This window comes from Ruegeria sp. O6, assembly GCF_056535045.1.
Window position 1 is genome coordinate 1 of record NZ_JBQERM010000014.1, and the last position, 24,073, is coordinate 24,073.

Genomic DNA, 24,073 nt, shown 5'->3' on the forward strand with positions numbered 1-24,073 from the left:
GAAACGCCGCTTGCTGCATCATCAGAACGCGGCGTAGATTGAAACTGCGGCGAGCCTGATCCTCCTAAGCCAATCAAACGCTCGTGTTCCAAATCATTCGATGACGGACACCCAAATGGCAGGCTAACGGCTGGCGGAAAGCGGGCGGAAAACCCATCGCGAACCGCGATCTTTGGGAAGAACTTCTTGCGGCGAGCGACGGACTGTACGTGCAATGGAAGTGGGTTCGGGGCCACGCAGGAGACCAGAGAAACGAAGAAGTGGATGCATTGGCAACGGCGGCAGCAAATATGGCCGCGTGATCGAGACGCAGACAAACCCGACAAGCACATAGGTTGCCTATACATATAGCGACATGGGCGGTCACCTTCGGGTGGCCGTAAGGCCCCCCAAGCTGGTTAATATTTGTCAGTCACTTCTCTTTGCTAGCCGATAGTGAGAGTGTGCATCACGTGGTTTCCCGCTTGTCACGTAGTCCAATATTCCCCGTGCTTCGAGACCGGCTAACATGTCCCGCGCTGTGTGCCAACGAGTTGTAGACAAAATGCGGAGCGCGCCACTTACATTTATCTTGCCGTGTTCGATGAGGTAATTCACAATCTTTCGCTCCTCCGCTGTTAGGCTGAAGGCTATTGTTTGCCCAAGCTGCTTGTAAGCGTCGCTATCAAGAGAGTTTGTCCGTCCCCTGACATCGTTTCGGAGTGTGCAAATCACACTTAGGTTGTCAGAACGCTTCTGCTTAAACTCAGGCGGCGGCAGGTTTGCTGCAGACATTTCAGCGACCATCCGTCTAGTCCCTTCGCTAATACACCTGACTTCGCCGAATTCTCGCAGACTACGCATCACAAATGGGTTTCTCGGTCGGTGAGTGCCGACAATGGTCTCGGGTGTGATTTGCGGCATGAACCCGCCGGGGCTCTCAACTTCCAAGCGGTCATCAAACATGCGAACAAATACTGGTGCGTTACGAATATTGAATGACCTGTGGACACACGCGTTTACGAGCATTTCATACCAAGCATCACGCGGATACTCCGGAACGGTGAAGAATTTTCCGTCTCTAAACTCAGTAAACTCCCTGATGCTTGAGTCGATCAAAGCTGCGGCATCGTTTATCACCTGCACAATTGTTCCAGAGACCATGCGGTCCTTAACAACATTGTATTGGCGGCCTGAAAGTGCCTCTGTTCCCTCGTAACGCAGAAAGTGGACCAAAAGGCCGGGAAATACTGTCACAGGGTCTTTGGCGAACAGCAAAGCGCAAGCATTGTTACCGACGAAGGTGCCAGACCTCTCTCTCCCAAGGTGATATGCCTTTAGGATATCCACGCGTGTATATTGAAGATCGGTGGAAGCACTTTCTGTGACCAGCTTAGCAAAGCGCGCTATCGCATTTTCATTGAAGTCATCGGGGTACACTAGACCACACGGCTCTTGCTCGAACGACCTCTCCCCCTTGTCAATGCGGATTTCCTGCTTCTTTGCGTCGCTAAGGCGCTTACACTCATCGCCTAAACGTTCGTATGCTTCACCGTTCGTGAGTTCGACCAACTTGCCTTCAACGTATCGCACCCTCGCTAAGACCAGAAAGTCATCTTCGCCATTCTTGTTCTTGGTGAACACTCTACGAGTTTCAAATCTACCGTCTGGACAATTGTTCTCCCCCAAGCGCTCCAGATTGGACAAGCGGTCTTGTTCGAGGTGTCCGCAGCCTGTGATTGAACCGTCTTCTTCAATGCCTATAGCCAGAACCCCACCGTCTACGCTTGGGCCGTTCCCAAAAGCAGAAAGGTATTTGGCTAGTTCTTTGGGCTGAATTCTCGCGGACTTGCGGTCAAAACGATGGTCTTCAGTGAGCCTTGAAAATAGCGAAATGTCTTCGCTGTCATATATTTGATCAGGCGAGTAAAGAGCCTCGATAGGAGGCTTCTCAAGAAGGTCTATGAGGGACAACTGCCCGTCGTTTTCGGATGCCATTATTTTTTTACTCGACTCTTACTCGACTCTTACTCGACACCATAAACTTTAATCCGCTGATCTGTAAGGGAGTTACTAACCTCAGCGCGTGTCGAGTAACCGTGACGAGAACAGCACGTCACCACCGTGCCAGACCTTAGAAAACTTAGCTAGGCATTTCGAGAATGAATGCACCGCAATTTGAGGGTACCATAACCGAACGCCTAAACAGCTAAGCTGACATCGGAAAAGCCTAGGATAATCCACGGGAACCCAAATGCGCCACTAGCGGTCAGTTCGGTTGTCACCTTAGCAATAGTCATGCCCCCCCTGCTGTTCTCATAGAGCCATGCTGGATTGTGTCACTTCCCGACAGAACTCCCACACAATGGTTGCCCTGCTAAAAACTTTATGTAATAAAATCAAAGCACTGATACACGACAGCCTGAGTTCAATTCTCTCCAGCAGCACCATCCTTCATATTCCTGCGAAAAAGCGCGCTTTTATCCGGAAGGGTTTGGGTGTTCCGGCGTCTTTGGCTATTGGCGTGTCAGAGACTTTTGTGGTGCACGTTTGGTTTATGGGCGGTTCGATACAGCCCGGAGGCGTCGAGCGCTGTGCGTGGTAGTACCATGCGCTTGGCAAGGGGAGCTGCTGCGCGCCCGTTGCATCCCCCCGGCCAGTGGCTCTTTCAGGGCATTGAACCCATTCCAGAGCCATAGATCGTTTCGTGGCGGTCGGGCTTAGGTCATGCCCAGCGCTTCTTTGTACATTTCGATGACGGCCTCTTGCTCGGCGATGTCATCCTTGTCCCTTTTTCTGAGGGAAATGATGCTGCGCAGGGCCTTTACGTCATAGCCGCGCGACTTGCTTTCGGCGTAGACCTCTTTGATCTGGTCGGCGATGTCTTTCTTTTCCATCTCCAGGCGCTCGATACGTTCCACAAACTGGCGCAGCTCGCCCGCGGTGACCTTGTAATTTGCTTCTGCTTCTTCAGACATGCTCATCTTTTTTGTTCCCGGTTATGGACCTGCAACCAGAAGAGGTCAGCCTGCCGCTGGCGGTGAACGGCGGTGGCCCGATCATCGGGGGCACCTTCGAAACACGCCTGTCCCAGAGGCTGAAACCCTGGTGTGGAATGCCGGATACAGTGCTGCCGCCCGGGTCGCAAGCACCCAATGGGCTGGCGCACTTGTATGACCCCAACCGATCCGTTAAGCGCGTGATCAGGTCACGAGGATATGCGGGGAACCATGTTTGAATTCATCACCTGGGGCGGTGCAGCCCTGTCTGTGGCCGGGCTTGCCGGTCTGGTCTGGTGCATTCTTCGCGTGATGCGGGCGCGCAAGGCCGGTCTGTCGGATGACGAGCTGCGCGCGGTGGTTCAGGGGGTCTTGCCCTGGAACCTGGCCTCGCTGTTTCTGTCGGTGCTTGGATTGATGCTGGTCATCCTCGGGATTTCCCTTGGATGACCATCCGGTTCACACCGGCAAGTTATCAAACTGCGCTTCAATCGCATCTTCGCACAAGGCCGCATCCAGACGACGCAGGCGCGAAGGCACCTCCATCCCCTGCTGCCGCATCCGGTCAACAATCTTACTCACACTCGGCTGAAGCGCCAAACGCGTTTCCAGACCCGCGTTCACAAGCTTACGTTCAAGCTGCTCGGCTTCGGAATAAAGACCAGTCGGTGTCATAACTATCCTCCCAAGTGGCGCCAGTATCCCCAATATACGTAACGGGATTACGACCCGCAGATAATATCGTAGCCTTGTGCGGGAAATTGCCTGCCATGGTCGAAGTTTCGGCAATCTGACGCGGATAGGTTAAAGATTAAGCCAGAATTACAGCGGTTGCTTTGACCGGCATCAAATTCAGGTTCGATATTGCATCACATTCCAATTCACATATATGATATGCGAGACCGAAACGGAGAAGATCATGACACCGAAAGTGAAAGCGTTTTTTGACGAGCAGACCTTTACGGTTTCCTACGTGGTTCATGAACCTCAGGGACGGGCCTGTGCCATCATCGACAGCGTACTGGATTTCGACCATGCCTCGGGGCGGACGTCGACAATTTCGGCGGACAGGATCATCGATTTTGTGCGCGCGCAGGACCTTAAGGTCGAGTGGATTCTGGAAAGCCATGTCCATGCCGACCACCTGTCCGCGGCCCCCTATCTGCAACAGGAGCTGGGCGGCAAGATCGGGATTGGCGATCAGATCGTCACCGTGCAGGACACGTTTGGCAAGGTTTTCAACGAAGGAACCGAATTTCAGCGCGATGGCAGCCAGTTTGACGCGCTGTTCAAGGAAGGCGACAGTTTTCACATCGGCCAGATGCGGGGCGACGTGCTGCACACCCCCGGCCATACACCGGCCTGCATGACCTATGTGATTGGCGATGCGGCATTTGTTGGTGACACGCTGTTCATGCCCGATTTCGGCACAGCGCGCTGCGATTTTCCCGGAGGATCGTCGGCCACGCTGTTCCAGTCGATCCAGAAGATACTGTCGCTGCCGGACAACACTCGCATCTATGTCGGGCATGATTACAAGGCCCCGGGCCGCGACGAATACGCGTGGGAGACGACGGTGGGTGAGCAGAAGGCGCTGAACGTCCATATCGGACAGGGGCGCAGCATCGAAGACTTCGTGGAAATGCGCGACGCGCGGGACGCCACGCTGGCCATGCCGCGCCTGATCCTGCCGTCTTTGCAGGTCAACATGCGGGCCGGTCAGATGCCCCCGGCGGATGAACAGGGCGATGTTTTCCTGAAACTGCCGGTCAACAAGCTGTGACGCGGGCACAACAAATCACAAAGGGAAATCCCACATGAATATAGAGTGGATCTGGGGGCTGTGCGGCGGTCTGGTGATCGGTCTGGCCGGGGCGGTTTACCTGCTGGGCAATGGCCGGATCATGGGCGCAAGCGGCATTCTGGGCGGCCTTGTCGATGGCAGCGCCAAGGGGAGCATGGCCGAAAAGCTGGCCTTTATTGCGGGGCTTGTCGGAATGCCCCTTCTTCTGCGCCCGTTGATCCTGCCCGAGGCCCAGACGCATCTTACCAGCAATCTGGGTGTTGTCATTCTGGCCGGGCTGCTGGTCGGTATCGGTACACGGATCGCCAATGGCTGTACCTCGGGGCACGGGGTGTGCGGGATCTCTCGGTTCTCGCTGCGCGGCATCGTGGCCACCGTTTTCTATATCCTTGCCGGGGGCGTCACCCTTGTGCTGCTGCGTCATGTGTTGGGAGTGATCTGATGCGCCTTTTCATTTCATTGATCGCCGGATCGCTGTTCGGCGCCGGGTTGCTGATTTCGGGCATGACAGACACCACAAAAGTTCAGGGCTGGCTGGATGTGTTTGGCAACTGGGATCCGACGCTGGCCTTTGTGATGGCCAGTGCCATCCTGCCGATGCTTGTGGCGTGGCGGATGACAACCGGACGGCAAAACGCCCTGACCGGCGGAGCCTTTCCACCCCCTGCAAAGCCCGAGGTTGATCGCAGGCTGATCGTGGGTTCGGTTCTGTTCGGGATGGGCTGGGGACTGGCCGGGCTGTGCCCCGGACCGGCAATGGCCTCGCTGAGCTATGGCGGGCTGGGCGGGCTGGTCTTTCTGGTTGCAATGGCGGCTGGGATGTTCGTGGCACCACCGCTGGGCGCGCAACTGGACAGGGCGGCAAACGCGGCCTAAGGAATTGGCATGGAGATTCGTCAGATTACCCCCCGCTATGCTGTCTCGCCGCAGATCACGGTCGAGGATGTTCCGGCCATCGCCGAGGCTGGCTTTGCCAAAGTGATCTGCAACCGGCCCAATGCCGAAGTTCCCCCGGCCATGCAATCCGACGCGATCGGCGAAGCGGTGCGGGCCGCCGGTATGGAATATGAGGTGCTGGAGCTGACCCACCAGACGATGACACCTGAGAACGTGAAGCGGCAGCGCGACATGGCGGAAAACGGCAGTGGCCCTGTTCTGGCCTATTGCGCCTCGGGCACGCGGTGTTCGGTTGTCTGGGCCCTGGGCCAGTGCGACCACATGAGCACGGACGACATCCTGAGTGCGACCGGCAAAGCCGGGTATCAGCTGGACAATTTGCGCCCCATGCTGGACCAGATCCGCGGCACTGGCGGCTGAGTGCCCCTCAACCTAGCTGGTGGACTCCGGGGGTGCCAACCCCGCCAGTTGCGTGATTTCAGCGACCATCCGTTCGGAATCGTTCACGATCAGATCGCTATCTGTCAGATCTGACACCCCGGCCGGGACGGGCTGGGCGTGCGCATCATGCACAGCTGGTTCGACCGGATGATCCTGCGGTGGTGTTCCACTTTTGCTGGCGATGAAGTCCTGCGCGTCAGCGCCGGTCAGGGCCGGCAATGCAGCGGCTTCATTCAGCCGCACGGCCCGGAGACCACCGCATTGCCCAAGGCGACCGATACCGGCGCGTGTCCGGTCAATCGTCAGAACCTCGGTCCGGTCCAGACGCGCCCCGCGCAACGGCAGAATGTCCCCGATCCGCATTCCGGACAGGTCGGACAGCGGCAGCGACATGCGGCACAGCGCGGCGGTCAGTTCCGCCCGCATCACGCCTGAACACTGATCCATACGCAGGTCAGCCTTTTCCCCGGTATCTTCTGCCACATCCGGGACGGCAGGAAGTTCCGGCAGAAAGACCGAGATGCGACCCTGCTGCTCTCCGTTCGCCAGATCGACGGTCAGTTCGAAAATGCGGTACGCCTCTTCCGTCATCGCCAGTGACAGGGTGCGCAAATCCTTGGCGCGCGAGGTAAATTCCAGCCCTGCAAGGCAAATCTGATCGCTTGAGGCGTCGAACAAAGCGGCGGAACCGGTCAACGCGGCTTCGATCAAGGGGGCCACGATGGCGGCGTCGGTATCCGTGAACGTGCGTGTGCCGGGATCACCGGACAGGACCTGACCAATGGTCTGGGCCTGAACAATGGCCGAGACCACATTCGGGTTGAGACAGGCCGCGGCGCGGCCTTCGGGGCCGTCAAACACCAGCAGCAGCCAATCCTGCCCCGCCGCGTCCCCCGGCACGTCTTGCGACTGGCTGGATTGTTTTGCCCCGATAACCGCCAGCGGCAGGTTCAGCCGGTCGCCCGCAGCCCGCGCGAACCCAAGGCGCAGCGCCCGCAGAACCGAGCGTGGGCGATCCCCCAGATCCTTTTGCCCGACGGACAGTTTGCGCGCCAACGCGGCATTGACATCTTGTGACATGACGCCCGATCACCAATTGTTCCAGAACCTGGCAACCGGTTTACACCCTCGGGCGTTACCAAGTTCTTTATGGCCGCGTCACTGCGCCGCCTGCTGGTAGGCCTGTGGCAGGCTGATCCGGAAGGCCGCGCCGCCCTGCCCCGGCAGATAGGTGATCTCACCCCCCAGCCGCTGCATGATTTCGCGGCAGATGGCCAGACCAAGCCCCGCTCCGCCAGCCTTGTCGCCGCCCACGCGGGCAAATTTCTCAAACACCATCGAGCGCGCGCCAGGTGGGATGCCACTGCCATTGTCGATGAAATCGACGATGACCCGCCCGCCGACATCATGGGCAGAGATGACCAGCACCGGATCGTCCGCGTCGCAGTATTTCTGCGCATTCGAGATCAGGTTGATGAACACCTGTCCCAACCGATCCAGATCCGTATGCAGGAAAATCCGCTCGGCCGTGCGGGTCCGGCGGACGGTGATCTTTCGGTCCGCCCCGGCCAGAGCGCTGGGCACGGCGCGGTCCAGAACCGAGCGCAGGCTGTCATCGCTGAGATTGAGGCTGACCTGCCCGTTTTCAAGCACGCTCAGATCCAGCAGATCATCGAGCAGCCGGGTCAGGCGCAGGGCTTCGTCATGAATGATCGCGGCATAGCGGGTCTGCTCCTGGCGGCTGAGGCCATCGGTGTCACGCATGATTTCCGAAAACGCCCGGATCGAGGTCATCGGCGTGCGCAATTCGTGACTGACCTGGCTCAGGAAGCTGTCCTTCTGTTCGGAAATCTGGGTGAGCTTGGCGTTAGCCTCGCGCAATTGCCGAGCGGTTCGGCTGAGTTCGGAGGACTTTTCCTCGAGCTGGCCGGAGTATTCCAGCAGTTGCGCGGATTCGTCTGCCACGGCCAGCAGATCCTCGACTGAGACCGACGATCCGCCCACGATCTGGCCGATCATCGCATGGGCCATGGCCGCACCGACCGAGCCGCTGAGCTCGCGTTCCAGACGGTTGAGAAAGCCCGGCGTCGGCTCTGGCAGGTGCGAACGGCCACCCTGTTTTTGCGCCTCGGCCTGAAAGAACTCCTGCGTGGGGCCGGTGCCCAGAATGCGCTGCGTCATGATCATCAGGTCTTCGCTTTGCGCCACCGACCCGGACCACCCGCGCGGCGCGACCGAGTGATCAAAGACGTTGACGAACTGCGCCCCTTGCAACCGTTCCAACGGGCTGGGAAAGCTGAGCAGGGACGCGACGCAGAAAGCCAGCGTGTTCAGGGACAAGGACCACATCACCGTATGCACCATCGGATCGATCCCCTCGATCCCGAACAGGGCATGAGGGCGCAGCCAGCCAAGGCCGAACAAGCCGTTTTGCAGCACGGTTTCGGGCATCCACGCGCCGCCCATTCCCGGCAGCAGCAGGGTGTATATCCACAGCACAAAGCCCACGGTCAACCCGACCAGCGCCCCGGTCCGGGTCGCCCTGCGCCAGAACAGCCCCCCAACCAGCGCTGGCAGAATCTGCGAGATACCGGCAAAGGCGATCAACCCGATCGAGGCCAGAGCGGCACCGCCCCCGGACAGCCGGTAGTAGAAAAAGCCCAACGCGATGATGGCGGCAATGGAAACACGGCGTGCCATCAGGACAATGTTGCGCACATCGCCCGATACCGAGCCGGTGCCTTCCTGCGTGTTCAGCCAGATGGGCATGACCACATGGTTCGACACCATTGTCGACAGGGCCATCGCACTGACGATGACCATCGAGGTTGCCGAGGAAAACCCGCCGATGAAGGACAGCATTGCCAGCCAGTCATTGCCTTGGGACAGCGGCACGGTCAGCACGAACAGGTCGGGGTTGGCGCCCTGGGGCAGCAGGTCCAGTCCGACCACGGCGATGGGCACGACAAACAGGCTCATGAACAGCAGGTAGAGCGGGAAAGCCCAGGCAGCGGTTCTGAGATGGCCTTCGTCATCGTTTTCCACCACCATCACCTGAAACATCCGGGGAAGGCAGATGAAGGCGGCGGCCGACAGAAAGATGAACGTCGTCCAGCGCCCGGCATCGACGTTCCACTGGCCGATTTCCGAGGCGTCGATCCGGTCCATCATCGGGCCAATTCCACCCGCGATCCCCCACACCACGAAAACGCCCACGGCGATCAGCGCAAACAGTTTGACAACGGCCTCGACCGCGATGGCCGTGACCACGCCATGGTGACGTTCGTTCACGTCCAGATTGCGGGTGCCGAACAGGATGGCAAACACGGCCAGTCCAGCCGCGACCCAGAACACGCTGGACCCTTCGCGATAGAGGCCTGACGGGTCAGCCTCGGCAAAGATCGAGAATGACAGGGTAATGGATTGCAGTTGCAGCGCGATATAGGGCGTGCCGCCCAGCACCGCCAGAATGGTCACGCAGACCGCCAACGTGTTCGACTTTCCATACCGGGACGACAGCAGGTCGGCGATCGAGGTGACCCGCTGGCTGCGCCCGACGCGCACCAGCTTGCGCAGCCCCCACCACCAGCCGACCATCACCAGCGTCGGACCGAGGTAGATGGTGACAAATTCCAGCCCCGACCGCGCGGCGTTGCCCACCGCGCCATAAAATGTCCAGGCGGTGCAATAGATCGACAGGGACAGCGTGTAGATCACGGGTGAACGCAACCATTTGCCGCGCCCGGCCGCAGCCATGCGATCCGCGGCGAAGGCCACTGCGAACAGGAACACGACATAGGCAAGGCAAACCAGAATCAGAACGTTTATGGTGGCCATCACTCAGCGCCCGTGTCCGATCCCTCGCGCGCGGCCATGCGGCGGGCGGCCAGCCCAAAGACAAACCCGGCCAGGATCAGCGCGCCCCAGCAGAGGAATATGTAATACATCGCCGAAGACAGGGGCACCGCCGCATCCCCGCCGGACGGGTCTGGCCACAGCAACGGAAGGGCCAGCAGCGCCGCACCCAGAAAGGGCAAAATCCGGGCGGCATCCGTCAACCTGTGACGACGATAGCTTTGTCGTTCCAGAAAAAGCGAGGGGCGTGTGCCCGGTGGTTTGGTCTTGTTGCCCTCGCCGGACATCATAAGCGCGTCGCCTGCGCGTGAAGGTCACGCACGGCTGTCAGAACTTCGGCATTGGAAAACGGTTTGGTCATGAAGCGGCTGACGCCTGCGTTTTCGGCCATTTCCCGGTCGCGCGACTGACCCCGTGCGGTCAGCATCAGAACCGGCAAGCCTGCCAGTTCCTCCATTTTTCTGAGTTCCCGCAGGATATCCATACCGTTCTTGCCTGGCAGCATGACATCCAGAATGACCAGATCGGGCTGCGCCCCCTGGATCACCTGAACCGCATCCGTTCCATCGCCATGCGTTTCGACCTGCCATCCCTCGCGCGACAGCAGGAACCGGATAGCCTCGGCGATGTTCGGTTCGTCCTCAATCAGCAGAACCTTTCGGCTCATATGTTCAGTTCCTCCCATAACCGGTCTTCCATCCCGAGACCGGTTCCCGCCAGATTAAGCGGTCTGTCATGAACGTGTCAAAAACCTTCGCTCAAAATCGACGGCTCGCGCCGGGACTTGCAATCGCGGTTTGGGCAGACACGGCAATTTGGCCCGACCTGAGTGACCGGCACCCCGTCTGACGGGTCCCTGACCGGGCGCACCACCATGACCGAGCGATAGGCCGGGTCCTGATCGTATCCCGACACCGCATGCGGCCAGGCATAAGCGACGCATTCGAACACGGCCGAGGACCTTCCGGTCAGGACGACCTGCTTGCGCACCGGCACCAACGGACGGCTGAGGGCCGTGAACAGCGGCCAGAGCGGGCAGACATCGCCGTGTCGGGGCAAGGTAAACCCCTGAATCGGCTTGAGAAACAGGATGCTTCCGGACGCGTCGCACAGTACCATGCCGACCGGTTGTGACAGGATGCCATCTGGCAGAAAGGCCAGGCGCCTGAGGACGGTGGCAAAATCAACCGAGAACCGCTGCGCCAGTTCGATGGGGTTCGGATCACCCTGCTGAACAACCGCTTTGACGGCCTCCAGCGGCAGCGCCTGCGCGTCTGCGCGATAGATCCTGAGAACTTCGCGCGCGACGGTGCGCGCCGCCGAGGTATTGAGCCCGCTCAGGTCAACCGCGTCCACATCACCCCCGTCTTCCAGTTCGGAAATCGTGTAGGCGCGGGCTTCAAAGAAGGCTTCGACCTCTTCCAGGGGAACGGCACGCGGATCAACCGCCGAGTCGCTTTCGTCGAGGAAGGTCACCAGCGCCTTGGAACTGCCTGCCAGCCGTTCGGCATCCTGATGCAGGTTCTTGTGGAAACGCTCGCGCCATTCGGCCTCGATATCTTGGGTATCCGCAAGGATCGCGGCGGTCGAGCGTATGGCTGCGGCGGTTGACAGAACCTCGTGCATCGACGCGGCCAGTTGCGGGTCGTGCGTAAGGCGGTCGGACAGGGTTTCGACGTTCCGCTCCAAAGACACGACACGGCGATGCATTTGCGCCAGAACACCGGCCCAGCCGGGAAAACGCCCGGCGAACTCCTCGAGCCCGTCAACCTCGGCCTGTTGCCCGACCGCTTCCTCGGCCGCCTCGCGCAGGGCGGAAACCAGAGTTGCCTCGATCCCTTGTGTCAGGACCGAAGGTTCAACGCCCAGCGCCGCCGCAATATCGACCAGCAACTTGCCCCCGATCCTGCGGCGATTATGTTCGATCAGGTTCAGATAAGACGCCGATACGCCGGCCTGCCGCGCCAGTTCGGCCTGCCGCAGCCCGGCAATCTGGCGTCTTTCGCGAATGCGGCTGCCTGTCAACGTGTCGCGCATGTCTACTTTCCCTGAATTCAGATCTGGCGGAATTCACATTCGTTTTCAGATTATAACATCTGTTTCCGCAGGTTAATCATTTCTTTTCAACCGGCATTTACAACTTTCACAAACTGGCGCAGACCACAGCATCTGTTTCGGGCGTCAATCTGGCGCAAGACATCGCATCCCCCCTTCATTTCCGCGCGCTTTCCCGGCACCATACACGCATGAGCGACCCCGCCTTTGAATATGCGCCGATCGGGCTTGTTGAGCTGGAAAACCGGATCATCCGGCGCTGCAACCTGCAATTTGCCCGCACCTTTGGCGGAGAAGAAAACGACTATCGCAACATGCCGCTGTTGCACCTTTACCCTTCGGTCGCGGATTGGGAGAGGATTGGCGAACGCAGCCTGCAGGTGATGCGCGGCACCGGATATTACACGGACGAGCGCGTCATGCGCCGCCGCAGCGGCGACCTGTTCTGGTGCCGCGCCCGCGGCAGGTCGCTGACGCCCGACGACCCGTTCCGCCACGGTATCTGGAGCTTTTCCGACATATCCGAGGAACGACCGCTGGTTGAGCTGACCATCCGTGAACGCGAAGTGGCCATCCTGTCCTGCCGCGGCCTGTCGGCCAAGGAAATCGGAGCAGAGCTGGGCCTGAGTTACCGCACAATTGAGGCTTACCGCGCCCGTTTGCTTGAAAAATTCGGCGCACGAAAGCTGTCTGAACTGGTCGCCAAATTATCGGGGATGCCCCTGTGACCTGTCCGACCCTTTAAATTACGCGTGAAACGCATGCCAGATGGTGCGAGTCGGCGCTTTTCATGCACCGCCGCTTAGCCTATAACCCTGCGTAATTTGATCAGAGCCCGCAAGAAACAGACGGGCCAAAGGGGAACCGTCGAGGATACTCATGACAGACACCAAACACGAAGCGGATGTGGCATTCATCAAAGCTCTGGCCGAGTTGCTGCGCGAAAACGATCTGACCGAGTTGCAGGTCAAACGCGAATACGGCGAAGAAGACAGCCTGAACGTGCGCGTCAGCCGTATGACACAGACCGTGGCCGCTCCGGTTCAGATGGCTGTTCCTGCGGCAGCGCCCGCCCCTGCTGCGGCACCGGCTGCGGCCCCCGCGGCGGCCCCTGCTGCCGCCGAAGATCCGGCCAGCCATCCGGGCGCTGTCACCTCGCCCATGGTGGGCACGGTCTATATGCAGCCGGAACCCGGCGCGCCCGCGTTCATTTCCGTCGGCGCGACAGTGTCCGAAGGCGACACGCTGCTGATCGTCGAAGCGATGAAGACCATGAACCACATCCACGCCCCCAAATCGGGCACCATCAAGCGCGTGCTGGTGGGCGATGGCGACGCTGTTGAGTTCGGCACCCCTCTGGTCATCATCGAGTAAGGCGGGCCCATGTTCGACAAGATCCTGATTGCCAACCGAGGCGAGATCGCCCTGCGCGTCATCCGCGCCGCGCGCGAGATGGGGATAAAAACGGTTGCCGTCCATTCCACCGCCGACAGCGACGCGATGCATGTGCGCATGGCGGACGAATCGGTCTGCATCGGCCCCCCGCCCAGCCCGCAAAGCTATCTGTCGGTGCCCGCGATCATTTCGGCCTGTGAGATCACCGGCGCGCAGGCGATCCATCCCGGCTATGGCTTTTTGTCCGAAAACGCCGAGTTCGTGCAGATCGTCGAAGATCATGGCATCACGTTCATCGGCCCCACCGCGGAACATATCCGCGTCATGGGCGACAAGATCACCGCCAAGGACACGATGAAGGCGCTGGGTGTGCCTTGCGTTCCCGGTTCGGACGGTGGCGTTCCCACGCTGGCCGACGCCAAGCGCATCGGTGAGGAATTCGGCTATCCCGTCATCATCAAGGCCACGGCTGGCGGCGGTGGGCGCGGCATGAAAGTCGCGATGAACGCGAACGAGATGGAAAGCGCCTTCATGACCGCGCGCGCCGAAGGCAAGGCCGCCTTTGGCAATGACGAGGTCTATATCGAGAAATATCTGACCACGCCGCGCCATATCGAGATTCAGGTCTTTGGCGACGGCAAGGGCAATGCGGTGCATCTGGGCGAGCGCGATTGTTCGTTGCAGCGCCGTCACCAGAAGGTCTTTGAAGAGGCCCCCGGCCCCTGCATTACCGCCGAAGAGCGCGCCCGGATCGGCAAGATCTGCGCCGACGCGGTGGCCAAGATCAACTATATCGGCGCAGGCACCATCGAGTTCCTGTATGAAAAGGGCGAGTTCTATTTCATCGAAATGAACACCCGCCTGCAGGTGGAACACCCTGTCACCGAAGGAATTTTCGGCGTCGATCTGGTGCGCGAGCAAATCCTTGTCGCAGCGGGTGAACCGATGTCATTCGGTCAGGACGATCTTGAGATCAACGGCCATGCCATCGAGGTCCGGATCAACGCGGAGAAGCTGCCGAACTTTTCGCCCTGCCCCGGCAAGATCACGGCCTATCACGCGCCGGGCGGCCTGGGCGTGCGGATGGACTCGGCGCTTTATGACGGCTATTCGATCCCGCCCTATTACGACTCGCTGATTGGCAAGCTGATCGTGCAGGGCCGCGACCGGGCCGAGGCGCTGGCGCGTCTGCAACGCGCGCTGGGAGAGTTGATCGTCGACGGTATCGACACCACCGTACCCCTTTTCCACGCCCTGTTGCAGGAGCCCGATCTGCACAGCGGCGAGTACAACATCCACTGGCTGGAGCGCTGGCTTGCGGAGAACATGGAAAAATAAGGGCCATGTGCCAGAGGGCCCGCGCCCTCTGGTCGCCCTGTCACCGGCATGAGCCTGACCCCCGAACTGCTGCTGCACGGGTATTCCATCGGTATCTTCCCGATGGCCGAACACCGCGACGATCCTGAACTGTTCTGGGTTGATCCCAAGTTTCGCGGGATATTTCCGCTGGACGGGTTCCACATCTCGCGCAGTCTGGCCCGCCGCATCCGGAACTGCGGGTTCGAGATTTCAATCAACCAGGATTTTTCCGGCGTTGTTGATGGGTGCGCCGACCGGTCCGACACCTGGATCAACGCGGAACTGCACACCCTTTATCGCCAGCTGCACCAATCCGGTCATGCGCATTCACTGGAAGTCTGGGACGGAGCGGCACTGGTGGGCGGCGTATATGGCGTGACGCTGGGGGCCGCGTTCTTTGGAGAAAGCATGTTTTCGCGCCGCACGGATGCCTCGAAAATCGCGCTCGCCTATCTTGTGGACCGGTTGCGGCAAACCGGCTTTCACCTGTTTGACACGCAGTTCCTGACCGCGCATCTGGCATCCCTTGGGGCGATCGAAATCCCGCGTGGCGCTTACAAGAAAGAACTGGAAGAAGCCCTGAACCAGAGCGCCGACTTTGCTGCGCCGATCACTCAGTCCGCAGAAGGCGTGATACAGCGGATGACCCAGACGTCATACCGCGCGTGATCCAGCGCATTCAGCGCCGGAGAGGTCGCGATCATCCAGCCGTCAAACAGCTGATCCGCTTTGCCCGTTTCCCAAATGGTCAGATAGGCAAAGGCATCGCCTGTCGGGTTATCCACCGGATACCGGCAATCCCCCAGCGCCACATCCAGCCCGAAAACAGCTTCGGTCTGACCTGTCTGCAATTCGATATCAACCGTCTGGCCACTGACTTTGTCGAGCCCCCGCAGCATGGCGCCGGGGCCAGAGTTGACTTTCTGCTGCGCGGCGGCACCGGTTGCAGCCAGCAACAGGGCAAACAGGGCGGCGCGCATCATTCGCTGCCATCTCCGGCTACGAACTTGACCAGCAGCGAGATCAGGCTGACCGCACCCTGGGTATCCTGAATCTCATCGCCAGGTTCAAAAAAGAAGGGTGAACCGCCGGGCATGACTTCGACAAAGTTTCCACCCAACAGCCCTTCGGACGAGATCACGATGGCGCTGTCATCGGGCACAAGCACGCCTTCGGCAACAGAGAAAGTCGTGTCGGCACGATAGGTGTCCGGGTTCAGCTTGACCCCGGTAACGGTGCCGATTTTCACCCCGGCAAGACGGACATCCGTGCCAACGCCGACCCCTTCCAGCGACCGGAACGAGGCGCCCAGCTCATAGCCCGCGGCACCTTGCGACAGGCCGGTCGATTGGCTGGCATAAACGCCAAACGCGATGGCACCGGCCAATACGACGCCTCCGACAAGAACTTCGGTCCAGTTATGGGTCGACATCTTCGCCTCGTTTATTCCGGGCTCCAGGCCTCGTAATCCCTGCGCTCAACCGGCTTGGCCCGCCGCAGCGACCCGGCAGGCGCATAGGCCAGCGCCGTACCTGTCAGGTTCTCCTGATGCGGTTTTTCCCAGGCTTTGTGCGGCAGCGGTTTGTCGGTCGGGGGTTCGTCCCAGGTGCGGTGCAACCAGCCGTGCCATTCGGGGTCAACCCGGCTGGCTTCGGCCTCGCCATTGAAAATCACCCAGCGCCTGCTGTCGTCGGCGGTGCGATAAAACACATTGCCTTCATTGTCTTCGCCCACTTTCACACCCTTGCGCGCCGTATAAAGCTGCGTGTTCAGTGTTGACCCGTTCCACCAGGTCACGGCTCGTAAAAGACTGTTCAGGATTCCCATCGGCTGCCTCCGGCATTTCGGTCGAGAGAAGGTATGGACCAAAGGCTCGCCAAGGTCCAGTGCCCCTTGGGCTTCCAGTGTCACTGCGGCAGGAAGGCGGTCACTTCGATCTCGATCCGGTACTTCGGATCAATCAAACCGCATTCGATCATCGTCGCAGCCGGTGGATTGGCGCCAAACGTCTCGGCCAGAACCGGCCAGCACGGCGCGAACTCATTGCGGTCCGGCAACATGTAGGTGACCCGAACCACATCTTCAAAACCCGCGCCCGCCTCAGCCAGTGCCTTGCCGATGACATCCAGCGCAGACCGGCATTGCGCCACCACGCCCTCGCCCTGCCCGACGGTCCCGGCGACATGAACCCAGCCGCCCGCAACCACTGCACGGCAATAGCCGACTTTCGCCTCAAACTCACCGCCCGAAGAAATGCGCTTCACTGTCATAACCCGTCACCTTTGTTGTTCGAAAACTTGCTTAAGCTCCCGCCGCCTGATTGCGCATGCCTTCGCGTGCGAGCGACGGATCCCCAGCTTCATCTGGCTATAAATATCCCGGGGGAGATGCCCGAAGGGCAGCGGGGGCAGAGCCCCCTGAACCTGTTCAACTGAAGTCCCGCCGCCGCGAAATGACCGGCCTCAACCCGCCGAGGCCGATTCCTTGGCCGCATCGGCATAGATGAACAGCGGCTGCGCGTCGGACATCACCGCCTCTTCGTTCACCACAACTTCGCTGACATTTTTCATGCCCGGCAGTTCGAACATGGTGTCCAGCAGGATATCCTCGAGAATTGACCGCAGGCCGCGCGCACCGGTTTTGCGCTCGATGGCTTTCTTGGCAATCGCCTTCAGCGCGTCATCGGTGAAGCCCAGTTCAACATCTTCCAGCTCGAACAGGCGCTGGTATTGCTTGACCAGGGCGTTCTTCGGCTTGGTCAGGATGGTGACCAGTGCTTCCTCGTCCAAATCCTCCAGCGTTGCCAGAACCGGCAGACGACCGACGAATTCGGGGATCAGGCCAAATTTCAGCAGATCTTCGGGCTCCAGATCCTTGAAGATCTCGCCCACGCCGCGCTCGTCATTGTCACGCACATCGGCGCCAAAGCCCATGGCCGAGCCCTTGCCGCGTTGTGCAATGATCCGGTCCAGACCCGCAAAAGCGCCGCCACAGATGAACAGGATGTTCGTGGTGTCCACCTGCAGGAATTCCTGCTGCGGGTGTTTGCGGCCGCCCTGCGGCGGAACGCTGGCCACGGTGCCTTCCATCAGTTTCAGCAGCGCCTGCTGTACACCTTCACCGGACACGTCGCGCGTGATCGACGGATTCTCGGATTTGCGGGTGATCTTGTCGACCTCGTCGATATAGACGATGCCGCGCTGCGCGCGTTCGACATTGTATTCGCTGGCCTGCAACAGCTTGAGAATGATGTTTTCAACATCCTCGCCCACGTAACCGGCTTCGGTCAGCGTGGTGGCATCGGCCATGGTAAAGGGAACATCCAGTATCCGGGCCAGCGTTTGCGCAAGCAATGTCTTGCCACAGCCGGTGGGGCCGATCAGCAGAATATTGGACTTTGCCAGTTCGATATCATTGCCCGCCTTCTGGGCGTGGTTCAGACGTTTGTAGTGGTTGTGGACCGCAACCGACAGGACGCGTTTTGCGGTGGCTTGACCGATCACGTAATCGTCCAGCACTTCGCAGATATCCTTGGGCGTCGGAACACCGTCCGAAGACTTCAGCCCGCTGGCCTTGGTCTCTTCGCGGATGATGTCCATGCAAAGTTCGACACATTCATCACAGATGAAAACGGTCGGGCCTGCGATCAGCTTGCGCACCTCATGCTGGCTTTTGCCGCAGAAGCTGCAGTAGAGCGTGTTTTTCCCGTCACCGCCTGAATTCGTCGCCATGATCTACCTTTCGGGCCTCATCCCAGCACCCCCGGCGGGGATGCGTTTCGCCTGTTCGTGCAGCTTAGGCCAGCGCTTTGGCCGCTACAATCTCAAAATGGTTCCTGCACCGGAGGCACAGGCTCCGAAACTCAGACCTCATCCGCGTCCATTTTTGCGCGATTTTCCACGATCTCGTCGATGTGGCCCCATTCCTTGGCCTCTTCCGGACTCATGAAATTGTCACGGTCCAGCGCTTTTTCAACCGCCTTTTTTGTCTGCCCGGTATGACGCACATAGATGTCATAAAGGCGATCCTTGAGCTTTTGCGTCTCGGCTGCGTGGATCATGATATCGCTGGCCTGACCCTGATATCCGCCGCTGGGCTGGTGCACCATGATCCGGCTGTTAGGCAGCGAAAAGCGCATCCCTTTCTCGCCACCGGCCAGCAGAACCGATCCCATCGAGGCCGCCTGACCGATCACCAATGTGGAACATTTCGGCTTGATATACTGCATTGTATCGTAAATCGACAAACCGCTGGTCACCACGCCACCGGGCGAGTTGATGTAGATCGAGATTTCCTTGTTGGGGTTTTCCGCCTCAAGGTGCAGCAGCTGCGCCACGACCAGATGGCTCATGCCATCGTGAATCGGGCCGTTGATGAAGATGATCCGCTCTTTCAGCAGGCGGGAGAAAATATCATACGCGCGCTCGCCCCGGCTGGTCTGTTCAACGACCATGGGAACAAGCGTATTCATGTAGGTATCTACGGGATCGAACATTCGTAACCTGCCTGTTTTGCTGTGGATCGGGACATTATCCCAACAAGTGTTACCTGAGTCTTAGTGTTGGCTCCGGGGGGCTGCAAGGGGGTGTCGGTGAGAACGCGGAATGAATGTGGATCGCCGTCAATAAGATTGTCACACCTGCCGCTGTCCCGCAGCAGTACCCTATCCATGATTGCGCCCCGCTAAAGGGGCTGCGGGGAAAACGGCTGCGGGTTCCCCTTTTTTCATCACGGTTTTTTGATTCATACATATAGCAATAATTGATCGAAACATGTACTGAAGTGGCTCGCAGGCGACGAGCTTTACGTAACGGAAACTACGCCCGGTCAACGGGTTCACAAGGAACACATTCGATGGCACTTCCACAGCTGTCTCAGGACATGTCGCAACACGACCTGGATCGTATGGTCGATAATGCGACACGCGCGTCCAACTTCCTCAAGGCAATCAGTCACGAAGGCCGGCTGATGATCCTGTGCCACCTGGTATCAGGTGAGAAGTCGGTTACCGAGCTGGAGGAGCTGTTGTCCGCCAGACAAGCCGCTGTTTCACAACAGCTTTCCCGCCTGCGGCTGGAGGGGCTTGTGATACCGCGCAGAGAGGGCAAAACCATCTTCTACCGGTTGGCCGATGACCGCCCGCGCCGGATGCTTGAAGTGGTGTACGAGCTGTTCTGCGGTGAGGACAAAGGCTAGCTCTGGCTTGGTGTCGAGAAAGGTGCTACCGAATCCGTATCGAGCACTGAGGAGACACACATGATCCGCGTAATTCTGATTGGCCTGAGCCTGTTTGCACTGACCGCCTGCGAAACCGCCAAAGGCGCGGGCAAAGATATCGAAAAGGCCGGGGATGCAATCCAGAACGCAGCTTCGGACGTGCAGGAAAGCCTGTAAGCGCGCTTATCTTGCGGGCGAGCCGGACATTAACGCAATATATGGTTGAAGATTGCGCCCACACGCAGTAGTCTAGCCCTACAGGTGCATAGACGCGGCATTGCATATCTGACACTAAATCGGGGCTCTTTCGCGCACGCAGAAGAGCCCCGTTCCCGTTCGGCAGGGGTGAGTGGTAGCCTGTATGAAACCGAATTTCGGCATAAGAAAAGGCGTCAGGTGCGCAGACGCGGTCTTTGCATGTACCCTTTCGGATACGCCCTGACGCCTTACCGGGTCGACGTACCCCGAGGAGCACTCCGATCCAGTCGCCCCAGCCCCCTGAGAGACTGTAGCCGCCGCTTTGTCCCCTAAGGTTCATCGCGACATGCATTGGCCGTCTGAGAAGATGGCCACCCGACCTGGGTCTGAGACCCATATCTGGCTGATCACCCACCGGTAAGCCTTTGCAGTTAAACGCAAATCCTAAGATCCGCCTTCCTCTGCCCAGACCCCCTTGGCCTTTGCGTCCCGCCCCGGTTCCGAAGACCCTGTGCGGTGAGATGACTGTTGCACCACGCCCTGCATCCGACAAGAAAATAGCACTGCAGCATGAAAATTAGACGGGGATAAGATGTTGATATCCGGCGGGAGAATTTTGTGGATAACCTGAGAAATGCCCATCCCGCGAAGGGTTGAGGGCGGAAAAATCCGGACATAATCCTGATCCCCGAAATCCGGGCGATGCTGCGGGTGCAAAACGCTCCGCGCGGCCCGTTAGGCCAAAATTGTGCGATTTGTACAACGCTCGGACCCCCAATCTTACGAATCGTACAGACGGAGATTCGCCGATGCGCTGCACCATTTCCTATGCCCGCGCCCATCTGGGGCCGCTGATCACCCGCGCCCAGGACCCGCGTGAGGTGATCATCCTGACCCGGCACGGCAAGCCGCTGGCCGCGCTGGTCTCGATGACCGAGGCCAACCGGATCTGGCAGTTGCAGGATGATGAGGAGATCGGATGGAAGCACCCGCTGTCGGGGCTGCGGGGGATGTGGTCGAAAGGGCGCAACATCCCCGGTATGGAACCGGGACCGGACGGCCGCTATGTCACCGCGCGCGAGGCCGCGCTGAAGGTCCGCGAGATCCAGATGACCCGCGCCGAGGAACGCCGCATTCTTGCGCGGGGCGGTCTGGATCCTGTCGCAGGCGGTGAACTGGCCGCCCGGCCTGCCTCCGCACGATGGAGACGCTGGTTCCGTTTCTGAGAAGCGTTCCGGCCCGGCGGTGGTACCAACACCCCCTCCGCCGCAATCCGTGAGCAATGGCGGCTCATACCCCTTAACAACCCGACCGGGCCGGAAACGCTTCGGTTCACCTGACGGGCCGGAACGGGGTCGAAAACAGTCCCGGTGCGCAGGCTACGGAAATCTCTGATCTGATGATCGGCACCCTCCTTTGGGATGCGGGCCGTGGTGGCCTGTGACTGAGATTGGAAGGGCGCGCGGCGGTTACAACTTGTCTGAAGGAAACTTCATCAAGGGTTCATGCGCGGGAAAGGTGGACAAGAAGAAAACCCCATCCTGCCGGGTATTGCGCATTGCGTTTTTCCTTCCAACACCGCGCGCCTCAACTTAAACAGGGATTTCAGACAACTGCCCTCATCCGGGGGCGTCCGACCCAACATGAAAAGCCCCAGACAGAACATGCGATTTCCAAAACGACAACATCGAGAGTTCAAGAGCATTGTGCGCAGGTTCCGCAACGAGTTTTCGCTGTTCGTGCTGGAACAAAGCCGCGGACAGGTGCTGTGCGGGCCGATGAAGGGGTTTCGCTTTGTCGAAAACGCATTCTGGGGCGGGCATTCGGATACGGCCACGAAAATCTTTGGCCTGTATGAGCAGCAGAACCTGAAGGTGCTGAGCAACTCGGACAAGCCGGTGCTGGTGGATATTGGGGCGGCGGACGGCTTTTGGGGCGTCGGGCTGGTGGCCGCCGGGCAGTTCGAAAAAAGCGTGTGCTTTGAGGTTTCGGCAAAAGGCCGGGATGTCATCCGGGAAACGGCGGAACATAACGGCGTGGGCGACCGGGTGACGGTGTTTGGGGATGCGCTGACAGACACGGTTGAAAACATCGCAAGCGTGGCCCCCGACCCGGCGGACATCTTCTTTCTGATCGATATCGAGGGCGTCGAATTCCGCCTGTTGACCGAAGATTTTCTGACGCATTTCCGCAGATCGGAGTTTCTGATCGAACTGCACCCCCAGATGGTGGAGGATGGTAATGCGAAACTGAAAGCGATCGAAGCGTTCTGCGCCGGGTATTTTGATATCACCTATGTGGACGGAAGCGTGCGCGACACGTCCGAGATGGACGAGATCATCCGGTTGGGGGATGATTTCAAATGGCCGATCCTGTCTGAGGGACGCGGCTTTCCGATGCAATGGTTGCATCTGGTGCCGCGCGGGTGAGGTGTGGGTCAGACGGTTGACCCGCAGACCCGAAGGCCGCGAACGGCCAGAGCCCCAAGGACGCAAGCGCAGATATCAACCCCACCCCGTAGGGCGGGCTTCAGCCCGCCACCGGATACAGCCTGTCCATGCGCGTTGGTTTGGGGTCGGGGATATGGGGGAGTGGAGGATTGGCGGGCTGAAGCCCGCCCTACGAGTGGTCGGTGGAACCGAAGAGAGGCGCAAACACGCCGCCCGTTTTGCCAAAGGTGAACCTTCGGTTCGACGGGCGGGTCATGCCGGAGGCATGCTTTCAGCATGACGCGGCCCGGCGGTGCCGCCGGGCGGGTGGGTTGAAAGCGGAAACATGCGGGTTGATGGCTTTATTGACCTAAACTAAGTTAAAAAAGATTACCGTTTTTCCGTTCAACACACCCCAGAATCGCAAAACTACAATTAAAAAATTTCCGGAGATCAAAAGAGATTTAAAGATGAACGAAAACGATGGGAAAAAATTTGAGAACGAGGTCGAAGATGTTTTTAAAACCATTTCCGCTCTAGAAGGGGTGTCTGTTATTGAAAAAGATGCTCGACTTGAATCCCCGGAAGGTCCAAGACAAATAGACCTTCTGATCAAGACACATGTGGCAGGGCATGAACTCCTCACTATAGTTGAGTGCAAGGACAAGCTTCGAAGAGTAGATTTGCCAACTGTAGACGCATTTCACTCACTTTTAGACGACGTCCGAGCAAACAAAGGCATTTTAGTTTCCCGATCCGGCTTTAGCAAAAACGCTATCCAAAAAGCTCGCCGATTGGGAATCGACCTTTGTACGATCGACAAGTTATCTAACAATCTCAGCAACCCACTTGCCAGCCTGCCAATTATTGTGAAATTCTTCGCAATCGAAAACCTCAGTTTAAATTATACTTTCCAAGAGAACCAATCGCACAAAAGGATAAGAGCTTCGTTAGATCGTTATCTATGCGGAATGAGCGTGAAAGACTTACTCTCGCTCCTACCCTTCAATGAGATTTTCTATAATAGCAAAGTAACTAAGGAGATCACAAAAGAAGAAGTGGGGCAGCCACTCTGGATTGACGGTGCCGATGGGGATATTATTCCGATTTCAAAATGCGACTTGTCAATGAATGTATCGCCGGAAGTATTTTTCGGATTCGCCTCGGACCTCCCATCAACATTCATAAAAGAGACGTTAGGAGAGAATATTACGGACCTCATCTTTGAAAACGATGAGCTACATGCTTCTCAGAATTACTTCATAAAGTATGAAAAAATTGACGCGCTACCTCAGAATATCAAAGATTTTCACATTCAAGTCTTAAGCATTCCCAGAAGCTATAAAAGCGCAAGCTTTTCTATTTCGGCATTCGATCCAAATATTGGTCAGGTTGTCAATTTTGGAAAAGGTACTTTGACTTCTAATACGTAAGATTCGTGAAAG

General features: G+C 58.6%; 29 protein-coding genes and 1 pseudogene. 16 read left to right on the top strand and 14 right to left on the bottom strand.

The genetic code is table 11. The features are described from left to right. Positions 1-125: 125 nt before the first annotated feature. A pseudogene (locus ACR0DY_RS16000) lies at positions 126-302 on the top strand (RNase H family protein); the annotation flags it as partial. Between the two features lie 106 nt (positions 303-408). Here the strand turns inward: ACR0DY_RS16000 and ACR0DY_RS16005 are convergent. Continuing rightward, positions 409-1,977: an ATP-binding protein gene (locus ACR0DY_RS16005; protein ID WP_480898702.1), complete on the bottom strand. Its 1,569-nt coding sequence runs from the start codon at positions 1,975-1,977 to the stop codon at positions 409-411. Positions 1,978-2,699: 722 nt separating this feature from the next. After that, positions 2,700-2,963 carry a DUF2312 domain-containing protein gene (locus tag ACR0DY_RS16010; protein WP_209505782.1) on the bottom strand — a complete coding sequence of 88 codons (264 nt, stop codon included), beginning with the start codon at positions 2,961-2,963 and terminating at the stop codon, positions 2,700-2,702. A gap of 17 nt (positions 2,964-2,980) precedes the next feature. Here ACR0DY_RS16010 and ACR0DY_RS16015 point away from each other — a divergent pair, with 17 nt between their 5' ends. Together ACR0DY_RS16015 and ACR0DY_RS16020 are read left to right on the top strand one after the other, a co-directional pair. Then, positions 2,981-3,217 carry a hypothetical protein gene (locus tag ACR0DY_RS16015; RefSeq protein WP_480546361.1) on the top strand — a complete coding sequence of 79 codons (237 nt, stop codon included), beginning with the start codon at positions 2,981-2,983 and terminating at the stop codon, positions 3,215-3,217. After that, positions 3,210-3,428, top strand: a complete 219-nt coding sequence (locus ACR0DY_RS16020; RefSeq protein WP_209505778.1) for a hypothetical protein — start codon at positions 3,210-3,212, stop codon at positions 3,426-3,428. Before ACR0DY_RS16015 ends, ACR0DY_RS16020 begins: the two co-directional genes overlap by 8 nt. 9 nt (positions 3,429-3,437) lie before the next feature. On the opposite strand, the gene ACR0DY_RS16025 is transcribed toward ACR0DY_RS16020, so the two are convergent. Then, positions 3,438-3,653: a hypothetical protein gene (locus ACR0DY_RS16025; RefSeq protein WP_209505776.1), complete on the bottom strand. Its 216-nt coding sequence runs from the start codon at positions 3,651-3,653 to the stop codon at positions 3,438-3,440. A gap of 244 nt (positions 3,654-3,897) precedes the next feature. Here ACR0DY_RS16025 and ACR0DY_RS16030 point away from each other — a divergent pair, with 244 nt between their 5' ends. The 4 genes from ACR0DY_RS16030 to ACR0DY_RS16045 are packed head-to-tail and all read left to right on the top strand — an operon-like array spanning position 3,898 to position 6,099. Then, complete coding sequence (locus ACR0DY_RS16030) at positions 3,898-4,761, top strand: MBL fold metallo-hydrolase (protein WP_480484504.1); 864 nt, start codon at positions 3,898-3,900, stop codon at positions 4,759-4,761. A 34-nt stretch (positions 4,762-4,795) separates the two neighbouring features. Then, a complete protein-coding gene (locus ACR0DY_RS16035; RefSeq protein ID WP_267366620.1) occupies positions 4,796-5,224 on the top strand; it encodes a YeeE/YedE family protein in 429 nt (142 codons plus the stop codon). Next, positions 5,224-5,658, top strand: coding sequence for a DUF6691 family protein (locus ACR0DY_RS16040; RefSeq protein WP_480546363.1), 435 nt, complete (start codon positions 5,224-5,226; stop codon positions 5,656-5,658). Before ACR0DY_RS16035 ends, ACR0DY_RS16040 begins: the two co-directional genes overlap by 1 nt. Before the next feature lie 9 nt (positions 5,659-5,667). Continuing rightward, positions 5,668-6,099 (top strand): protein tyrosine phosphatase family protein, encoded by a 432-nt coding sequence (locus ACR0DY_RS16045; RefSeq protein WP_267366616.1) that lies wholly within the window; start codon positions 5,668-5,670, stop codon positions 6,097-6,099. A gap of 12 nt (positions 6,100-6,111) precedes the next feature. On the opposite strand, the gene ACR0DY_RS16050 is transcribed toward ACR0DY_RS16045, so the two are convergent. The 5 genes from ACR0DY_RS16050 to ACR0DY_RS16070 form a co-directional block, all read right to left on the bottom strand. After that, positions 6,112-7,200: a FliM/FliN family flagellar motor C-terminal domain-containing protein gene (locus tag ACR0DY_RS16050; RefSeq protein WP_480546365.1), complete on the bottom strand. Its 1,089-nt coding sequence runs from the start codon at positions 7,198-7,200 to the stop codon at positions 6,112-6,114. Positions 7,201-7,278: 78 nt separating this feature from the next. After that, positions 7,279-9,957 carry a sensor histidine kinase gene (locus tag ACR0DY_RS16055; RefSeq protein WP_267364699.1) on the bottom strand — a complete coding sequence of 893 codons (2,679 nt, stop codon included), beginning with the start codon at positions 9,955-9,957 and terminating at the stop codon, positions 7,279-7,281. Further along, entirely contained in the window at positions 9,957-10,265 is a 309-nt protein-coding gene (locus ACR0DY_RS16060) for a hypothetical protein (protein ID WP_209505761.1), read from the bottom strand. Before ACR0DY_RS16060 ends, ACR0DY_RS16055 begins: the two co-directional genes overlap by 1 nt. Beyond that, positions 10,262-10,642, bottom strand: coding sequence for a response regulator transcription factor (locus tag ACR0DY_RS16065; RefSeq protein ID WP_480484506.1), 381 nt, complete (start codon positions 10,640-10,642; stop codon positions 10,262-10,264). The genes ACR0DY_RS16060 and ACR0DY_RS16065 overlap by 4 nt, the downstream gene beginning before the upstream one ends. 77 nt (positions 10,643-10,719) lie before the next feature. After that, complete coding sequence (locus ACR0DY_RS16070) at positions 10,720-12,012, bottom strand: helix-turn-helix domain-containing protein (protein WP_480898704.1); 1,293 nt, start codon at positions 12,010-12,012, stop codon at positions 10,720-10,722. 209 nt (positions 12,013-12,221) lie between these two features. Here ACR0DY_RS16070 and ACR0DY_RS16075 point away from each other — a divergent pair, with 209 nt between their 5' ends. The 4 genes from ACR0DY_RS16075 (at position 12,222) to aat (ending at position 15,453) form a co-directional block, all read left to right on the top strand. Then, on the top strand, positions 12,222-12,758 hold the full coding sequence (locus ACR0DY_RS16075) for a LuxR C-terminal-related transcriptional regulator (protein ID WP_209505755.1): 537 nt from the start codon (positions 12,222-12,224) through the stop codon (positions 12,756-12,758). Positions 12,759-12,909: 151 nt separating this feature from the next. Beyond that, positions 12,910-13,404 carry an acetyl-CoA carboxylase biotin carboxyl carrier protein gene (accB, locus tag ACR0DY_RS16080; RefSeq protein WP_480546369.1) on the top strand — a complete coding sequence of 165 codons (495 nt, stop codon included), beginning with the start codon at positions 12,910-12,912 and terminating at the stop codon, positions 13,402-13,404. Positions 13,405-13,413: 9 nt separating this feature from the next. Continuing rightward, positions 13,414-14,763 carry an acetyl-CoA carboxylase biotin carboxylase subunit gene (gene accC / locus ACR0DY_RS16085; RefSeq protein ID WP_480539510.1) on the top strand — a complete coding sequence of 450 codons (1,350 nt, stop codon included), beginning with the start codon at positions 13,414-13,416 and terminating at the stop codon, positions 14,761-14,763. 48 nt (positions 14,764-14,811) lie between these two features. Next, on the top strand, positions 14,812-15,453 hold the full coding sequence (gene aat / locus ACR0DY_RS16090; protein WP_480507451.1) for a leucyl/phenylalanyl-tRNA--protein transferase: 642 nt from the start codon (positions 14,812-14,814) through the stop codon (positions 15,451-15,453). Here aat and ACR0DY_RS16095 read toward each other — a convergent pair. The 6 genes from ACR0DY_RS16095 to ACR0DY_RS16120 form a co-directional block, all read right to left on the bottom strand. Then, the gene (locus ACR0DY_RS16095) at positions 15,399-15,767 is read right to left on the bottom strand and encodes a DUF2155 domain-containing protein (protein WP_480546371.1); all 369 of its coding nucleotides are present in this window, start codon (positions 15,765-15,767) and stop codon (positions 15,399-15,401) included. The genes aat and ACR0DY_RS16095 overlap by 55 nt on opposite strands. Continuing rightward, positions 15,764-16,216: an outer membrane lipid asymmetry maintenance protein MlaD gene (gene mlaD, locus ACR0DY_RS16100; protein ID WP_267364689.1), complete on the bottom strand. Its 453-nt coding sequence runs from the start codon at positions 16,214-16,216 to the stop codon at positions 15,764-15,766. Before mlaD ends, ACR0DY_RS16095 begins: the two co-directional genes overlap by 4 nt. Before the next feature lie 11 nt (positions 16,217-16,227). Beyond that, a complete protein-coding gene (locus ACR0DY_RS16105; RefSeq protein ID WP_267364687.1) occupies positions 16,228-16,611 on the bottom strand; it encodes an NADH:ubiquinone oxidoreductase subunit NDUFA12 in 384 nt (127 codons plus the stop codon). Positions 16,612-16,691: 80 nt separating this feature from the next. Continuing rightward, positions 16,692-17,054: a RidA family protein gene (locus ACR0DY_RS16110; protein WP_480546373.1), complete on the bottom strand. Its 363-nt coding sequence runs from the start codon at positions 17,052-17,054 to the stop codon at positions 16,692-16,694. A 192-nt stretch (positions 17,055-17,246) separates the two neighbouring features. After that, entirely contained in the window at positions 17,247-18,515 is a 1,269-nt protein-coding gene (gene clpX / locus ACR0DY_RS16115; protein ID WP_209505741.1) for an ATP-dependent Clp protease ATP-binding subunit ClpX, read from the bottom strand. Positions 18,516-18,646: 131 nt separating this feature from the next. Further along, positions 18,647-19,279: an ATP-dependent Clp protease proteolytic subunit gene (locus ACR0DY_RS16120; protein ID WP_209505739.1), complete on the bottom strand. Its 633-nt coding sequence runs from the start codon at positions 19,277-19,279 to the stop codon at positions 18,647-18,649. A 359-nt stretch (positions 19,280-19,638) separates the two neighbouring features. Between ACR0DY_RS16120 and ACR0DY_RS16125 the strand changes: the two genes are divergently transcribed. The 5 genes from ACR0DY_RS16125 to ACR0DY_RS16145 all read left to right on the top strand — a co-directional run bounded on the left by ACR0DY_RS16125 (position 19,639) and on the right by ACR0DY_RS16145 (position 24,061). After that, positions 19,639-19,980: an ArsR/SmtB family transcription factor gene (locus ACR0DY_RS16125; RefSeq protein ID WP_480473625.1), complete on the top strand. Its 342-nt coding sequence runs from the start codon at positions 19,639-19,641 to the stop codon at positions 19,978-19,980. A gap of 60 nt (positions 19,981-20,040) precedes the next feature. Beyond that, positions 20,041-20,178 carry an entericidin A/B family lipoprotein gene (locus ACR0DY_RS16130; RefSeq protein ID WP_209505735.1) on the top strand — a complete coding sequence of 46 codons (138 nt, stop codon included), beginning with the start codon at positions 20,041-20,043 and terminating at the stop codon, positions 20,176-20,178. Positions 20,179-21,008: 830 nt separating this feature from the next. Then, complete coding sequence (locus tag ACR0DY_RS16135) at positions 21,009-21,425, top strand: type II toxin-antitoxin system Phd/YefM family antitoxin (RefSeq protein ID WP_480518955.1); 417 nt, start codon at positions 21,009-21,011, stop codon at positions 21,423-21,425. A 438-nt stretch (positions 21,426-21,863) separates the two neighbouring features. Next, positions 21,864-22,628: a hypothetical protein gene (locus tag ACR0DY_RS16140; protein WP_480898711.1), complete on the top strand. Its 765-nt coding sequence runs from the start codon at positions 21,864-21,866 to the stop codon at positions 22,626-22,628. A gap of 470 nt (positions 22,629-23,098) precedes the next feature. Continuing rightward, positions 23,099-24,061: a restriction endonuclease gene (locus tag ACR0DY_RS16145; protein ID WP_480539520.1), complete on the top strand. Its 963-nt coding sequence runs from the start codon at positions 23,099-23,101 to the stop codon at positions 24,059-24,061. Positions 24,062-24,073: the final 12 nt, after the last annotated feature.

What these genes read in the sequence shown, in the direction of transcription:
- ACR0DY_RS16005 (WP_480898702.1), bottom strand. Translation starts at nt 1,977, where the DNA reads ATGGCATCCGAAAACGACGGGCAGTTGTCCCTCATAGACCTTCTTGAG.
- ACR0DY_RS16010 (WP_209505782.1), bottom strand. Translation starts at nt 2,963, where the DNA reads ATGAGCATGTCTGAAGAAGCAGAAGCAAATTACAAGGTCACCGCGGGC.
- ACR0DY_RS16015 (WP_480546361.1), top strand. Translation starts at nt 2,981, where the DNA reads ATGGACCTGCAACCAGAAGAGGTCAGCCTGCCGCTGGCGGTGAACGGC.
- ACR0DY_RS16020 (WP_209505778.1), top strand. Translation starts at nt 3,210, where the DNA reads ATGTTTGAATTCATCACCTGGGGCGGTGCAGCCCTGTCTGTGGCCGGG.
- ACR0DY_RS16025 (WP_209505776.1), bottom strand. Translation starts at nt 3,653, where the DNA reads ATGACACCGACTGGTCTTTATTCCGAAGCCGAGCAGCTTGAACGTAAG.
- ACR0DY_RS16030 (WP_480484504.1), top strand. Translation starts at nt 3,898, where the DNA reads ATGACACCGAAAGTGAAAGCGTTTTTTGACGAGCAGACCTTTACGGTT.
- ACR0DY_RS16035 (WP_267366620.1), top strand. Translation starts at nt 4,796, where the DNA reads ATGAATATAGAGTGGATCTGGGGGCTGTGCGGCGGTCTGGTGATCGGT.
- ACR0DY_RS16040 (WP_480546363.1), top strand. Translation starts at nt 5,224, where the DNA reads ATGCGCCTTTTCATTTCATTGATCGCCGGATCGCTGTTCGGCGCCGGG.
- ACR0DY_RS16045 (WP_267366616.1), top strand. Translation starts at nt 5,668, where the DNA reads ATGGAGATTCGTCAGATTACCCCCCGCTATGCTGTCTCGCCGCAGATC.
- ACR0DY_RS16050 (WP_480546365.1), bottom strand. Translation starts at nt 7,200, where the DNA reads ATGTCACAAGATGTCAATGCCGCGTTGGCGCGCAAACTGTCCGTCGGG.
- ACR0DY_RS16055 (WP_267364699.1), bottom strand. Translation starts at nt 9,957, where the DNA reads ATGGCCACCATAAACGTTCTGATTCTGGTTTGCCTTGCCTATGTCGTG.
- ACR0DY_RS16060 (WP_209505761.1), bottom strand. Translation starts at nt 10,265, where the DNA reads ATGATGTCCGGCGAGGGCAACAAGACCAAACCACCGGGCACACGCCCC.
- ACR0DY_RS16065 (WP_480484506.1), bottom strand. Translation starts at nt 10,642, where the DNA reads ATGAGCCGAAAGGTTCTGCTGATTGAGGACGAACCGAACATCGCCGAG.
- ACR0DY_RS16070 (WP_480898704.1), bottom strand. Translation starts at nt 12,012, where the DNA reads ATGCGCGACACGTTGACAGGCAGCCGCATTCGCGAAAGACGCCAGATT.
- ACR0DY_RS16075 (WP_209505755.1), top strand. Translation starts at nt 12,222, where the DNA reads ATGAGCGACCCCGCCTTTGAATATGCGCCGATCGGGCTTGTTGAGCTG.
- accB (WP_480546369.1), top strand. Translation starts at nt 12,910, where the DNA reads ATGACAGACACCAAACACGAAGCGGATGTGGCATTCATCAAAGCTCTG.
- accC (WP_480539510.1), top strand. Translation starts at nt 13,414, where the DNA reads ATGTTCGACAAGATCCTGATTGCCAACCGAGGCGAGATCGCCCTGCGC.
- aat (WP_480507451.1), top strand. Translation starts at nt 14,812, where the DNA reads ATGAGCCTGACCCCCGAACTGCTGCTGCACGGGTATTCCATCGGTATC.
- ACR0DY_RS16095 (WP_480546371.1), bottom strand. Translation starts at nt 15,767, where the DNA reads ATGATGCGCGCCGCCCTGTTTGCCCTGTTGCTGGCTGCAACCGGTGCC.
- mlaD (WP_267364689.1), bottom strand. Translation starts at nt 16,216, where the DNA reads ATGTCGACCCATAACTGGACCGAAGTTCTTGTCGGAGGCGTCGTATTG.
- ACR0DY_RS16105 (WP_267364687.1), bottom strand. Translation starts at nt 16,611, where the DNA reads ATGGGAATCCTGAACAGTCTTTTACGAGCCGTGACCTGGTGGAACGGG.
- ACR0DY_RS16110 (WP_480546373.1), bottom strand. Translation starts at nt 17,054, where the DNA reads ATGACAGTGAAGCGCATTTCTTCGGGCGGTGAGTTTGAGGCGAAAGTC.
- clpX (WP_209505741.1), bottom strand. Translation starts at nt 18,515, where the DNA reads ATGGCGACGAATTCAGGCGGTGACGGGAAAAACACGCTCTACTGCAGC.
- ACR0DY_RS16120 (WP_209505739.1), bottom strand. Translation starts at nt 19,279, where the DNA reads ATGTTCGATCCCGTAGATACCTACATGAATACGCTTGTTCCCATGGTC.
- ACR0DY_RS16125 (WP_480473625.1), top strand. Translation starts at nt 19,639, where the DNA reads ATGGCACTTCCACAGCTGTCTCAGGACATGTCGCAACACGACCTGGAT.
- ACR0DY_RS16130 (WP_209505735.1), top strand. Translation starts at nt 20,041, where the DNA reads ATGATCCGCGTAATTCTGATTGGCCTGAGCCTGTTTGCACTGACCGCC.
- ACR0DY_RS16135 (WP_480518955.1), top strand. Translation starts at nt 21,009, where the DNA reads ATGCGCTGCACCATTTCCTATGCCCGCGCCCATCTGGGGCCGCTGATC.
- ACR0DY_RS16140 (WP_480898711.1), top strand. Translation starts at nt 21,864, where the DNA reads ATGCGATTTCCAAAACGACAACATCGAGAGTTCAAGAGCATTGTGCGC.
- ACR0DY_RS16145 (WP_480539520.1), top strand. Translation starts at nt 23,099, where the DNA reads ATGAACGAAAACGATGGGAAAAAATTTGAGAACGAGGTCGAAGATGTT.